We start from the raw sequence: 14,076 nt of genomic DNA, 5'->3' as shown, positions 1-14,076 counted from the left end.
ACTTTTTATCATAGCATTTCTACATTATAGTATCTATTGTTATTCAATGCTGTAGTAGGCAGTCCACATCTCATTGTATAAAGCAAGATCTTAATTAGGTTGTAGTATATTCCAAAGCATTCTTAATAATATCCTTTACCAAGTCATCCTGAAACTGTGTGCTAAAGCTGACACTAAGTCCATCTGACTCCATTTGATTAAACAACCGCTCAGCATGCTTAATCTTACGGCTTTCCTCTGCTCTCAGATTATCAGATGAGCTGGTATCTTTGGTCTCAATAATTAAATTTAGCGTTTGACCTTTTTCAGTTTCAACAACATAAGCGAAATCAGGTGAGTAAGTACCACCTCCAGCTATCGGTATTCTAATTGAATTGCGAGGGATCTTACTAAACACTGTCACGTGTTTTATCTGCTCTTTCATGTTTTGTTTTTCTAAGGGCGAATCATAAAAAATATCTTCAAAAAGGAAGTCATCGCTAGGCTTCGCTTTATCATAATGCTTACCCAGATTGCTAGATTTTATTTCGCTGTATGGCTGACCGTCCGAATCTGTGTAACTAGTAGGATGTACTTTATTAGATATAACGTTATAGCTTACTTCAAATTTTTGCATAGCATTGTGCAGCAAATATGACCTTATCCCGTCAGCAAACTTACGGATAGTTTGGACATTTAAGTAGTCATTAATATCTAGACCCTGTTCATCTTTGTCTTTCAGATGTTTGAGAGTAACAAAAGCTTTATGTAAGGTTGGAAGTTTTATGTATGTTTTTTCAGATAACTGACGTAAGAAACTGCCGTAACTCATTGTGCTGATTTTTGCAAAGTCTTCTTCATCGTCATATACACTCTGATAACCAGCTTGGTTATTGTGGATATGAAGCTTCGATACCTTTGTTACGAGCCCAGTCTTACTAAAGTTATTAGCGGTAATTTCTTGCTTAAGATAGTCCATAAGTAGCTTTTCATAAAAATTACCCTCATCTTCAAACTGATATTCTAAAATGGCACGCTGGTTAATCAGCTCCCATAACTCCTTAAGTTCTTCATACTTACCGAGTCTAACCTTGGTTTTAGCTTTTGTATCCTCTTTAGATTTATTCTCAATTTTGCCTTTTTTAAGTGCTGTACCAAAGGCATCAGGATAGAGGTCTTTAAGGGCTTGATAACCACCCTCCAAGAACTTCTCGTCATCATCAATTAGGTTTTGGTCATAAAGTTGATTGCTGAGCTCTCTTTTACTCACTTCATAATGATTTTTGATTTGCTCAACTAACTCATTGTTCAGCTCTTCTGGCACTATCTCTGATGCAGAGGTTTGATTAATCTCTTGGGTGAGCTCCTCTACAAAATCCTTTTCCGTAAAGTCGACATAGTAGTTTAAGCGAAAGTCATCTGTTTTCTCTCTAGCCATGTGCTCATTGACAGGCAGTCGCAAACCTCGTCCTACCTCCTGTAGTTTAGAGGTCGTACTACCACTTGAGCGTAGCTTACAGATTTGAAATACGTTTGGGTTATCCCACCCTTCGCGTAGTGTCCATTTAGAGAAAATAAAGCGTCTAGGATTATCTAGTGACAATAAACTTTCTTTATCATGCAAAATTTCGTTAATCTCAGCTTCGATTTTTTCGTCGTTACCCGTGTTATCTTTTGAAAAATAGCCACCATGGGTAAGGCTAATATCTTTAATAGTACGCTGTAAATACTGCTTATAGAATGGATCTGTTTCTTTAGCAAGATAGGACTTAGCTATTGCTAGTACCCAAGCCTCAAACTGTGTTTTTAAACTGCCAGCGAGCTCATTACCGTCTCTATAACCTTCGATATCATCAATAAAGAACAATGTTAACGGTTTGATACGAGGACTGCGAGTAAGTAGCTCTCGCTCTAGCTTAAAGTGCTCTTTGATAGCCTTTTGAATCATACTGTCTTGAAGTGATTCATGATAAGAATAGGGGTTGATACTCTCGTCTTTTTTAAGCTCAATACCGTTACTAAGAACCAAAGTAGTTTTATTTAATTTTTCAATATTTAAACTATGTATCGCTGAATGGATACTTGAAAGTGAATCATTATTACCAAGTATATGGCGAGTCTTAGTACCATTTTCGCTAAGCTCAAACTCGGCTTCTTTACCATCTAATGACTTTAAAGTGAGCTTAGCGTTGTCATTACCTGATAAGGTTTCAACATAGGCGGTAACTCCTTTGACTAGGTCTTGGTTAAAGGCATCAACAGCAGTTAGATGGTAAATGAGGTTTTTATATTCATCGTTGAAAGTTGCACCATAGCGTAGCGTGAACTGTGCTTCTAAGTTTGATATGCTTTTCCAAGTTTTACCAGTTTGTGGAAACTTATGCGGCTCGTCTATGATAACGACAGGATTGACCCCTGCTAGCGCATCGATGGCGCGATCATATTTCTCTCCGAGCAATGCTCGATCAAATCTTTCTTCTTGAATAGTAGGTGAGTTAATCATGCCTTGATTAATCACCAAAACGTGTATTTTACTTTTGTCACCGTGACTAGCATTGACAAACTGAGTCACAGACTCAGGCATATAGGATCTTTTGCCTTTCTTACTTTTTTTGCTTTCAACCACGTAAGTGACAATTTGCTTATCATGATATTCACCTTGAAAATCATGGCGAAAGTGCTCACGCAAAGCGTCACTCTTTAGGAAGTTTACCGTACCAGCTTTAATAGAAAGAGTAGGCACGACGACGATAAACTTAAACAGCCCATAGATTTTGTTAAGCTCATACATGGTTTTGGTATAGGTATAGGTCTTACCTGTACCCGTTTCCATTGATATATCAAATATAGGGTCGTCACTGCGTTTATCTGTGCCAAATATACCGTTATCTTTTTGCACTTGCTCAATATCAGTGGCTAGCGCTATAGCTTTAAAACTGATCTTAGGGTTGATATATTGATTGATGGTATAGTCGCTTGAAGAATGAAACTCTACGTTTGCAAACGACTTTATTAACGCAATAATTGCCTTTTCTTGATGAGGTAGATTTGGTTCGAAATTAAAGCCTGCCATAGTCACTCTCGTATATGAAGTTAAAAAAGAAAATAGCTATCAAAAATTTAGTATCTAACAATAATATTGATCGTGATCTTCTTTTTGTTTTGATAGCTTTTGATGGCTTCGTTTAACTCCATCTGTATGGCGGTATCGAAGTTGTAGCCATTAACTATAACTCTATCTGGCGCAAAATCTTTATCTTCATCTAACTTGTCTAACAAGCACTTCAAGTTTTGAGTGCCAAAGTCAGAGGCGATTAGATATAGGTTCTTATTCACCAGCTCAGCGTTATAGCCCTGCAAGTCTATATCTTCAATTTGCTGTGTTAGATGGTTATTGTCATATAACATCCATGTCGTCAGCAGTGCTTGGTACTGTTCATCACTGAGCACCATGTCGTCAAATAGGCTCTCATTACTAACTTCAAAGTCATCATCTATCTTGGGACGGAAATCATTAGTGGTTTCAAATATTTTGAAGCCTAAATCCAAAAAATTGTTAGATATTTCTTCTTTAAAGATCTTAGCAGTTCTACTTAACCGTTCTTTAGTTATATCAAAGATACTTAGATATCCAGCTTTGTATGCTTCTGATTTTTGCTTTGATTTTTCATCTATTTGAACAAGAATAAACTTTAAGTTAGATGACTCTTTCGCATTCAAGTGCCAAATTGAGTGAGCAGTTGTCCCTGAACCAGCAAAGAAATCTAAAACTATATCTTCATTCGTAACTCCAAAAGCTTTCATTAATTCAGCTAGAAGTAGCTCATCTTTAGGGTTAGTAAATACTTTCCCGCCCATCAATCTACTTAGCCTCTTCGAAGAAGCACGACTATCTGTAAATCTCAAGCTAGTTAAACTTTGATTTTCTGTTTCTTTCAGGTAAGTCTTATTGTTCGGTACTTTCGTGTGATCTTCCCCAAAATGGATTCTGTCTTGCTCTATAAGCTCTAGCATTTTTGATTCAGGACAAAACCAACCTCTTGATGGCTGCTTGCAAGGTTGTTGAGTAGTAGGGTGCATTACATCATATACGTATTGACCATCATTAGGACCAGATATATCAGAGGCAAAGTAAACTCCTCTATTGTCCATCCAGTTATAGTGTTTACTCGAAAAAACTGGGCTGGACTGTGGAAATCCTTTATACCAAGCTAACGCTTCTTTATGAATCTGGTTCCAATTATCGCCATATTGTTTATGGAATTTATCAAAGGCTTTATAAATTTCATCTAAACCACCTTTTTTTTCAGTCCAGTCTCCTTCATTTGTGCCTTTACTTTTTGTAAAAATAAGAATGTACTCGTGCTGGAAAGATATATATTTTTGATCATTCTTTGATGTGTTCTTCCAGACGATCTCTCCGCAATAATTGCTCTCACCAAAAATTTCATTCATCACTGTTCTAAGAGTGAAAAACTCGTTTTCATCTATTGATATAGCAATCACACCATCTTCTTGAAGAAGTTCTCTAGCAATATACAACCTAGGATACATAAAGGTTAACCAAGCACTGTGACTATTCGAACCCTTAGCATTAAAGCTTAAAATACGCTCCGCCTCAGCCTTATCAATACCAGCTAAGCGACTTAAATCATCCACTGAAAATTTAAAGCTATCTTGGTACACAAACCCATCTGATCCCGTATTGTAAGGAGGATCAATGTATATCATTTTAATTTTTTCACGGTAGCCATTGACCAAATGCTTCAATACTTCAAGATTATCGCCTTTAATCAGTACATTACCGCTATCACTGTTCTCTGAGCTCTCGTTATGGGCTGTATCAGGCTTTAGTAGCTTTTGTGGCGGTAAGTTGGTTAACAGCCTAGCATAGGCTTTACCAAGCCAATTTAAGCTATATGATTCCTTGACCATATCTACTTCGTTGGCTTTTACGACCTCCATCATCTTTTCAGGCTGAAAGTGACCATCCTTGTCAAAACATTGAGGAAAGTGCTTTTTCAAAATAGCAATTTGTTTGCTATTTGCCGTTTCAGTTTCATCAAAGAGGGTTTCGGTAGACAGGTTGGTCATGATACTTCCTAAGGTGTAAGGTAAAAGGAGCACTTATAAAACTGCTTTGGCATTATGACAAAGTCATTCTATCCAAACAATGAGCCAAATATTTCAAACGACACATATTGTCGCATATGCTCGGCTAATGTGAATTGTTAATCAGCTAACCTGCTATTATAACTTTATAAAATTCGATAGTCATGAAATAGGAGTAGATAAGATGTTTGAGATAAAAGGGCTGGATCAACTGAACAAGACATTAAGTGAGTTGGGCAAAGTGACCGATGAGCTTGAAGGTGAATTAGGAACCATACAGTTCGATGCTGAAAGTGCTGAAAGCATTGAGTTAGCTATCGTTGAAATGGAAAACATGGTTGATAAAAAGTTCGAAAATTACGCTTCAAACCCCGTGGCTATTGACATGGCTGACGGCATCAAGGCAGCCTATAGACAAATGATTATAGATAAAGCAAGTGAAGCAAGAATACAGGCTGATAGCGAGGAGAATAAAAATGGCCGTTGATCTATTCAAAAAAATCGATAATACCGTGTTAGATCTCCAAGCATCACAGAGCCAAACTTATGAAGGCTTGCTTGAAAAGCTGGCTCAATTGTTACGTCATAAAGACTTACAGCCTTTTAATGAAATACTTACTGAAAATATTGATTTAGAACAGTTTCTAGAAGCGAGCTATGCCACTCAGCAGGGAATGGTTGGTACTAGCAAATTGCAATGGAGTGGTGATGATAAAAATGACTTAGGGTTAAAGTATGCATTAATCCAAAAACTAGGTAATGATACAAGTTATGCGTCAAATTTTGCATATGAGTTTTTTAGTAGCCGCGACAATAAAATAATCTCCTCTATTCACAACTTAGTTAGAGGGCTAATGATTCCCTTTGTGCGCGACTACAAAGAATATGTTGCTTCAAATAGCAAAATAGAGCCTGAGCTTAAGACACATGATGCTAACTCTGTAGCTCAATCTAATAGAAAAGTATTTGTCGTTCATGGGCATGACGATCATGCAAAAGAAATGATGGCGCGTTTTCTAGAAAAAAATGATTTTGAAGCTATTGTTCTTCATGAACAGGCAAGTGGTAATAAAACGATTATTGAAAAAATTGAGCATTATTCTGATGTAGGGTTTGCAATTATATTACTGACTCCAGATGATGTAGGTAAATCGAAAAATGCAGATAATTACCACCCTCGAGCCCGTCAAAATGTGATTTTAGAGTTGGGTTATTTCATGGGCAAACTCGGTCGGAACAAGGTATGTGCATTTAAATCAGGTGACTTAGACATTCCGACAGATTTTAGCGGTGTTATTTGGAACCCGTTAGATAATGACCCCTGCCGTCAAATCCGTACACATAAACTTGGGAGATTTTAATTACGCAGCCTGACGATAATAATCAAACCACACCTGTCTTGGCGATTGATAGCCCAAACCCTTTTGAATCCTCGTCTGATTGTAGTACAGCTCGATGTATCTAATAATATCGTTGATCGCTGCAAATCTAGTCTTATAATCCTGATGATATACCAGCTCGTTCTTTAATGTGCCCCAGAAGCTTTCTATCGGAGCGTTATCGAAACAGTTGCCTTTGCCGCTCATTGAGCCTATAAATTGATGCTGCTTAATGGTCTTGTGGTAGGCGTGACTGCAATACTGACTGCCTCTGTCTGAATGAACGATTAGCCCTTTGCTTGGACGTTTATTCTTGATGGCCATATTTAGTGCTTTTCAAACTAAATCTGCGGTCATACGCTTGTTAATAGCGTAACCGACAAGCTCTTTGGTGTATAAGTCTTTGACCCCTGCTAAGTACAGCCAACCCTCATTCGTCCAGATATAGGTGATGTCGCTGACCCACGACTCGTTAGGGCGCTTAGCATCAAACTTCTGATCCAGTACGTTTGGATAGACCAGCTTGTTGTGATTGGAGTCGGTGGTGACTTTAAAGCGCTTATGACGACGACATTTAATGCCGTGTTGCTCTTTGATGCTTCTTACCATATACAGGCTAATGTTGTGGCCTTGTTTGCTTAGATGAGCATGCAATCGATCTACGCCATAACGTTCTTTCATTTCACTGTGAGCGGCTTTAACTAGTAGCTCGCACTGATTGCGGTGTACCTGCTGTTCGCTGATGTCACGACTTAGCCAATCGTAGTAGCTTGAGGGCTTAACGCTTAATACACGGCACATAGTAGTGGTGCTAAATATCTGACGATTGTCTTTGATAAAAGCGTACTTTACGGGCTGTTTTTCGCGAAGTACGCGGTCGCCTTTTTTAGAATCTCGCGCTCCTCTTCAGCCACTTTGAGCTGACGCTTGAGCTGCTTTATTTCTTGAAGAGCACTCATAAGATCAGGATCGTATTGCTCTGTGCCGACAAGCTTGCCTTGATTGGCTTTGTTATGCCAATTTGAGAGCGTTTGCATGGCAATGCCAAGTTGCTTTGCGGTCGCTGAAATATTGCCGTTGTTATCCGCTATCTTCTTGACGGCTTCAGCTTTAAATTCGTCACTGTAGGTTCTTACTTTCTTGGTCATGGTAAACTCCTGTCAATACGCTTAGTTTACCAAGTTTAGTTGTACGGTTTCTTCAGCATAGCTCATTCCATGTCATTAAGCATTTCTTGAACTGTTTTTTGAGGTGATGTTAGTAACTCATGAACAGTCCCTTGATGTGCTGAATATACTAGTCTAGCCATATCTATGTAGTATTTGTAAGTGGTTTCTAAATCTTCATGCCCCATCTGGTTTTTTAAGGCTTCACCGAAAGCAGCGTAAAGAACCTCTGAGGATTCATTAAGAAGCTTTTCCTTAAAAAATTCAATTGCAAACATTGTTGGCCACCAGTGCCTAGCTTCATAAAAAGTAATTTTTTCTCTAAAATCAGGATAAAACTGCATCGCTTTTAATTTGGCATCATTTGAGCGTCTTGAAATCATCATTGGAGTTATAGGTTTGCCAGATTTGTTCAAAAACAAAACTGAAGGTGGGCAAGCAACACCATATTTTTCTCGGTATAGTTTTCTTCTTTCATTATAAAAAGGTTTGATATAGGTATTATCTAGTTCTTTTAAATCTTTGAGATTAATGATGACAGTTCGGAGTTTTCTACCTTTTCCAACCACTTTGAATTCTACAGTAGCTTTATCTTTATCCATTTCAGAATAAGGCATAATGCTCTTATTATCTCCATTTCCAATATATGGAAATTGAACCAGTTCTATAGGGCGCATTCCAGTACCAAGTGATAGCTTGAATAATGCAGAATAGACGGAATCAGCATAGGCATCAAGAAGAGCTTTAATCTCTTGATTTGTAATTAGAGATTTTGAATATTTTTGTCTTCTTTCCTTATCTAAAATTCTTATATTTTTAGCATCTGCGACTTGTTTAGCTTCTTGTTGAATATAATTTAGCATTCTCTTATTTTTGAAATTTGCAATCCAATCTTTATGCTGTACTGAAACATTCGTAATATATCCAGCATTGTGTAGCCACTTAACATAATTTAAAAGAATTCTTGCGTCTTCAAAAATCGTCTTTGAAGTAGGTTTAATAGACTGTTTTTCTACTCGCTTGATTTGGCGATAAATTTGCCATTTTCTGATGTCATGGTTATCAATAAGAACATGATATTTACCAATATCAATACTACTAAACTTGTTCTCTGTAGATAAATATGAATAAAATTGCGATATTATGTTTGCATAACGCCTAGATGTGTTAACTGCCCCATTTGTTTCATTGTAAAGAAATAAATTAGGATGGCTGAGCAATATTTCTTTATCATTATGAAGTAAAGCTTTTAAAATGTAATGCTGAGCATTACTAAGCGTATCAATGCTTTTATACTCGATAAGTATTGTCTTGATTACTATCATTAATCCCCCTGATTGATTCGATATTGGCAAACTGTATCAAAACCATCCTGAACTGAGGGTATGAATGACTTATCAGCTGCTTGTAATTCAAGCTCAGGTACATTTTTGAAAAAGAATTGACGTTGTGTTTTAGTAATTGCTTCTGACTCTGAATAAGGAATATAGATTTTTATCTCTAATTGGCAGCTAAGTCTTTTTAAAATTAACTTTAATTCCGATCTTGAATGTATAGGTAGTCTGGTGAATAGATGGAATGTTTCAGAATCGAATACATAACGTTCTACGAATTTTTTAAAACTACATAAATACCTTTCCATGAATAAGATAGTAATAACTTTTCTATTTGCTGAAATTTTATTCAACTTAGTTATTATATGATCAATTTCGTTATCTTTCTCATCTTCGAAAGTGTCAATATCAACCTTATCAATATAATTTCTAAAGATTAGTTCGAAATTATCTTCTAAAATTTCAAAGTTAGCAGATGAGAGAGTTATTACAGGCTCAATATTTTGTTTTATATGTTGTTTGCTTAGCTCAGTTTGTAAAGTATTAATCTTATTAAGCAATTTATCATTATGTAAACTTTGTTTCTGCAACTGTAGTCTAACAGCGTCTGCATCATACAAAGTAAGATCATTATTCATTAGTGAAGTTGTTATACTATTTTTTATATTAGCTACTTCTTTAATATGCTCTCCTTCAATATTATGAAGCTTGCTCTCCAACTCAATAATCTTTGATTGGTAGGTACATAATAACTGATTAGAAGAAATTTCATCTTCACCCTCAATTAATTCACTTATAGGTTTTTCACCTTTCATATAGGGTTTTAAGTCAGAATAGTATCGGTTAAATGATTGTCTAGATATTTCTACGATTGCGCATATATCTTGTATTTTCAGTTTAACGCTAGGATTCTTGACCTTTTCTTCAACGATAGCGCTAACAATTTTAGATCTGGTTATTACTGAACTCATAATTGTACCACTTTCATTTTAAGAGTCCTTTTGACTCTGTGATGATTCATATCTAATTCTTCTAAGTGCTTTTCATTTGCAGCAAGTTTTTTACGAATCATTTTCCCAGCTTTCTTACCAATATTATCTGTAGATTCTAAAACACTATGATAAAAGTTAATATTGTCAGAGATAGCTTTCCTTGATTTCTCAATCGCGACACAATATTGACAATCCAACTGACAGTTAGTTACATCAGGACTTAAAAATTGACCCAAATTTTTCTTTCCAATTAGACATGGAGGTAAATCGTCTTTCTTTATTTCCCCACTATGAATGCAGTATGTTCCCAATGCAGATCTGTGGATAAACCACATCTCTCCACTAGAAAGTATGTGAGATACATAGTTAATTACTTGAAGTTTAAGTTGTTTACCCACGAATTTTTCTGGAGTCTTAATCATAGCATGTGCAATTTTTTCCGCTGATTTACCAGAATAAGATTCATCTCTAATACTTCTTAATACTTCATGAAAGTCCTTGGTAAAATTCACCTCAATAGCTTCTGCAATAGCATTAACCATAAATGGATTTCTAGCTATATACTTCAGTGTCATTGCATAGCTCTCATGCCCAAATAGCATCCGAATTAAATCGATATTCTTTTCACTTCGATTAATTAATATTTCAGCTATTGTTTTTCTGAACCGATGGTTATGAACTCTTTCTATTCCAGTAAATTTTTTGATCTCATTTGTGATGAGTTTAATCTGTGCATCTGTGAAATTATTTAGAACCTTTCTGCCTTTATTAGACTGAAACAAATAACTTTCCTTATTAAAGTCGGATAAGCTTTTCAAATGCTTGAAAGAAGATACACAGTCACCGATAAAAGAAGGAATCGGAATTACTTCAGTTTCACCTTGATAATTTGAGTCATTGGTCGTTTTAAATCGTGTAATATTAATCCAGTATTCTCCGTTATTATCAATGTAGATATCATCTAGCATGATTTGTCCAATCTCTCTTGCTCTCATTCCTATAAGAAGGCCAACAAAGATAAACAAAGCATTCCTAACGTGATCTAAGGCTATCGCATATTGATTTTTCCATGTATAAGAGTAAGGTTTGCTCCGATTTTCAAGTTTTGTTTTCGAGTAAATTCGACTACTAGACATTACGTTTATTTCATGTATTGTGATATTCGTAAGTTTTTCAAATTCTTCATTTGGCTCCCATGAATAGAAAGTGGCACTACTTTTGTTAGCTAAATCTAGTCCACCGAGATAATCACGTACATTTATTAATTCTGGTAATGCACTTTCGAGCCAGAACAGTGAATATTCCATTAATTTTGCTAATTCACTTTCAGAAAATGGTACCCAAGTAGATACTATGCCTTGAAAGTGATTAACAACATCCTTGTGCCTCTTTTTGTTATCAACAGACGTAAAATCAATATCTAGTCTATATTTTTCAGGTATGGATCGTTGACGTGATAGGGATAACCATAATCTGATCATACTAAACATTGAAGAATAATGCCTTGGGGCATCATTATTATTTTTGGCTCTATCAAGAGCTTCATTTAACATGCTTGGAGTAATGCAATCTATATCGGTTCGATCATTTGCTGATAAATGATTATGCTTAAAAACATAGGATATAAATATATTAAAGAGATTAGAGTAAGATCTAGTAGTGCTGTAACTTTTAATAGTGCCGGAAAGAGAGAAGTCTGGAATTGCGTAATATAATAATACTCGTTTTAAACCATTGTATTTTTCGTCTTCTTTGTAAAAATGTATTTTTGTAGGGTTTTTGCCAGTAGTGTATTCAAGCAACCAAACATTGTCTCTATATAAAGAGTATTCTGAAATAGGAAAGTCATGGCTAGAATTCTCCCTTAGTTTTACAGAAAGTGAAATAGCAGAGCCAGATGTTTTCCCGCACGTTGTTTCTAAAGAGTGATTACACTCTTTATTAGCAGATTCACCTTTATCTCTCTGTAAGGATTCAATGGTAAAATATTTATCTAGATCAAGCATCATCATCCTCAAAAATAACCTTTAAGTCATTTAGATTTCTAGGTAAAAGCGGTGCATTTTTTCTTTGATATCTTGCTGAGTATTTAATGTGATCATCATCATTCCAGTTATCTAGAATTGACTCGATAATCAGTTTTTCATCATTTAAAATAGAGTGAGACTCAAGGGTCTCATTCGTTAAGTCTCTTATATGTAGTAATCTCTCCATCAAATAAGGTACGGAGTCTTCAAAGAGTCGAATTTGTTTACAGAAAATACAATTTTGAATTGAGTAACATTTTTCACCGTTAGAAATTTCATTTTCTGCCTCAAGCCATGTTGGGTCATATTGATTAGAGCATCCCCATAGAGCGCCTCTTTGTCCAGGTATATGAAAAATCTTTAGCCCTATGTTTGTATTTAGATTTTCATCGTTTTTTGTTCCCACAATCCCTTTGAATTTCTTATTTCTAAGTAAAGTAACGATCTCTTCTTGTTCTATTCTTAAACGGTTTTTTCTATCTTGCTTTGCTATACCAGAATTGTCGTAATATTGATCAGTAGTATTTTTTGAATTATGTCCTTGAACTAGTCTCACGACTGTCAAAGGAAGATTCTTCCGTTTGATTTGCATCCAAGTGATACGAATTCTCGAAGTAAGATCGCCAATTGCAGAAATTTGCGTTCCATGCTCTTTAATTTCATGTTTGTTAATAAAATGTTTGATTGCGGTTTGGAAGGCTTTGTTTTGAGATATCGAAGTATGTCTTCCTCCTTTAGAAACCCAGTCGGCCCAATATCTAAGACATATAAATAGAGGGTTTAAATTATCTTCTTGATGATGCATAGGGATATAATCAAATGAATATCTCTCAAGAGGTGCTACAATATTTTTTGCTAATTGAATAATATTGTAGATTGAATATCTATCATCCTTATTGCTTGGAGCTATAAATTCCTTCGAATTACCATAAGGTAGGTTAGAATCTTGGCTTCTATGTTTTTCTGAGAAGATAATGGATTGATTTTCGTTTAAAGCACCAGTTAATACATGCTCATAATTGTTAGGATCAATTGCTAAAATAGTCTCTTTATTCCACCCAGTTTGAAGTGCGAGCATTAAATAGATTGCAGCAGAATCAATCATAGAAGGAAAATACATTCCTAAAAAAGCATCCCAATTGTCTATTTGGGGGTGCTTATATTTTTTTTGTGAACGGGATATTCGTAAAATTAATAGTTGGATAATATCCTCACACTCTCCTATAGCGATGCAAGAATCAGCCGAATATTTTGCATCAATTTCATCCAGCGTCTTTTGCATTGGATAGCCATTAGCGATTAAGGTTTTTAATCCCCTCAAGACATCAAAATTCCAGTTACTTAAGCCAAATCCTTGCTGTTTTTTTAAATGTAGAGTTGTTTGAGACGTATTGATTAATGTTTTATCTCTTTCATAAATAGCTCTGAATTTATCAAGTATTTTTGGATCACGTTGTTCCATTAACTCCGACAACTCAGTATCTATGCAATCTTTTAATTTTATAGAGAGAGTCTGTATATTAAGTCTAGTAGAAACCTCTCCACTGAGTATCATCTCATACCATGCAAAAATACGCTCTTTAGTCATGGGTGGGAATATTTCTGAATGAGCTTCAGCTAATGTATATGGCTCTGCCTTATTAACCTTTTCAATAAAATTAATTTTTTCGTAGAGGCGATCTACTTCTGATTTTAAAGCTTGTGTTAAATCGTCATAACAAATTTTATTTAATGGTTCTGTTGGCTTGTTTTTGCTTTTAAAAGCTGTAACATTGGGTAATGAAGGGATTGGTATTAACTTTGTTTTTTCAGAAAAATCAATAATTGCTGCTTTCAGTTTTGATGGAATCTCTAGGTTTATTTTGTTTTTTTGGCAATATCTGATATAGGCTCTAAATGCTTCAGAGTGTACTTTTGAAAGAGAGTCTACTTTAAGCTTATTAGGTTGTTTTTCGTTATATGAACCGCCCCGGGATTGTCGGAGACTCAACATTCTGAGAGAATACGACAATGAAAACACGAAACTACACTCCTGAGATTAAAGAACGCGCCGTTCGCATGCTGATAGAAGCGTTGGGCGACTATCC

General features: G+C 35.6%; 8 protein-coding genes and 1 pseudogene. 2 read left to right on the top strand and 7 right to left on the bottom strand.

What is annotated here, in order from left to right; genetic code table 11:
- Window positions 1-94: 94 nt before the first annotated feature.
- Together JMX91_RS08890 and JMX91_RS08885 are read right to left on the bottom strand one after the other, a co-directional pair.
- The gene (locus tag JMX91_RS08890) at window positions 95-3,052 is read right to left on the bottom strand and encodes a type III restriction-modification system endonuclease (RefSeq protein WP_201548667.1); all 2,958 of its coding nucleotides are present in this window, start codon (window positions 3,050-3,052) and stop codon (window positions 95-97) included.
- Between the two features lie 47 nt (window positions 3,053-3,099).
- Window positions 3,100-5,073, bottom strand: a complete 1,974-nt coding sequence (locus JMX91_RS08885) for a site-specific DNA-methyltransferase (protein WP_201548666.1) — start codon at window positions 5,071-5,073, stop codon at window positions 3,100-3,102.
- A 202-nt stretch (window positions 5,074-5,275) separates the two neighbouring features.
- Between JMX91_RS08885 and JMX91_RS08880 the strand changes: the two genes are divergently transcribed.
- Together JMX91_RS08880 and JMX91_RS08875 are read left to right on the top strand one after the other, a co-directional pair.
- A complete protein-coding gene (locus JMX91_RS08880; RefSeq protein WP_201548665.1) occupies window positions 5,276-5,578 on the top strand; it encodes a hypothetical protein in 303 nt (100 codons plus the stop codon).
- Window positions 5,568-6,452: a TIR domain-containing protein gene (locus JMX91_RS08875; protein ID WP_201548664.1), complete on the top strand. Its 885-nt coding sequence runs from the start codon at window positions 5,568-5,570 to the stop codon at window positions 6,450-6,452. The genes JMX91_RS08880 and JMX91_RS08875 overlap by 11 nt, the downstream gene beginning before the upstream one ends.
- Here the strand turns inward: JMX91_RS08875 and JMX91_RS08870 are convergent.
- The 5 genes and pseudogenes from JMX91_RS08870 to JMX91_RS08850 form a co-directional block, all read right to left on the bottom strand.
- Window positions 6,453-7,618: pseudogene (locus tag JMX91_RS08870) on the bottom strand (IS3 family transposase).
- A gap of 62 nt (window positions 7,619-7,680) precedes the next feature.
- Entirely contained in the window at window positions 7,681-8,961 is a 1,281-nt protein-coding gene (locus JMX91_RS08865) for a tyrosine-type recombinase/integrase (protein ID WP_201548663.1), read from the bottom strand.
- The gene (locus JMX91_RS08860) at window positions 8,961-9,941 is read right to left on the bottom strand and encodes a hypothetical protein (RefSeq protein ID WP_201548662.1); all 981 of its coding nucleotides are present in this window, start codon (window positions 9,939-9,941) and stop codon (window positions 8,961-8,963) included. The genes JMX91_RS08865 and JMX91_RS08860 overlap by 1 nt, the downstream gene beginning before the upstream one ends.
- Window positions 9,938-11,974, bottom strand: a complete 2,037-nt coding sequence (locus JMX91_RS08855) for a tyrosine-type recombinase/integrase (RefSeq protein ID WP_201548661.1) — start codon at window positions 11,972-11,974, stop codon at window positions 9,938-9,940. The genes JMX91_RS08860 and JMX91_RS08855 overlap by 4 nt, the downstream gene beginning before the upstream one ends.
- Window positions 11,961-14,009 (bottom strand): hypothetical protein, encoded by a 2,049-nt coding sequence (locus JMX91_RS08850; protein WP_201548659.1) that lies wholly within the window; start codon window positions 14,007-14,009, stop codon window positions 11,961-11,963. The genes JMX91_RS08855 and JMX91_RS08850 overlap by 14 nt, the downstream gene beginning before the upstream one ends.
- Window positions 14,010-14,076: the final 67 nt, after the last annotated feature.

This window comes from Psychrobacter sp. Pi2-1 (assembly GCF_904846645.1).
Taxonomy (GTDB): domain Bacteria; phylum Pseudomonadota; class Gammaproteobacteria; order Pseudomonadales; family Moraxellaceae; genus Psychrobacter.
This window is presented reverse-complemented; position numbering and strand designations above follow the sequence as displayed.

What these genes read in the sequence shown, in the direction of transcription:
- JMX91_RS08875 (WP_201548664.1), top strand. Translation starts at nt 5,568, where the DNA reads ATGGCCGTTGATCTATTCAAAAAAATCGATAATACCGTGTTAGATCTC.
- JMX91_RS08880 (WP_201548665.1), top strand. Translation starts at nt 5,276, where the DNA reads ATGTTTGAGATAAAAGGGCTGGATCAACTGAACAAGACATTAAGTGAG.
- JMX91_RS08865 (WP_201548663.1), bottom strand. Translation starts at nt 8,961, where the DNA reads ATGATAGTAATCAAGACAATACTTATCGAGTATAAAAGCATTGATACG.
- JMX91_RS08855 (WP_201548661.1), bottom strand. Translation starts at nt 11,974, where the DNA reads ATGATGATGCTTGATCTAGATAAATATTTTACCATTGAATCCTTACAG.
- JMX91_RS08860 (WP_201548662.1), bottom strand. Translation starts at nt 9,941, where the DNA reads ATGAGTTCAGTAATAACCAGATCTAAAATTGTTAGCGCTATCGTTGAA.
- JMX91_RS08890 (WP_201548667.1), bottom strand. Translation starts at nt 3,052, where the DNA reads ATGGCAGGCTTTAATTTCGAACCAAATCTACCTCATCAAGAAAAGGCA.
- JMX91_RS08885 (WP_201548666.1), bottom strand. Translation starts at nt 5,073, where the DNA reads ATGACCAACCTGTCTACCGAAACCCTCTTTGATGAAACTGAAACGGCA.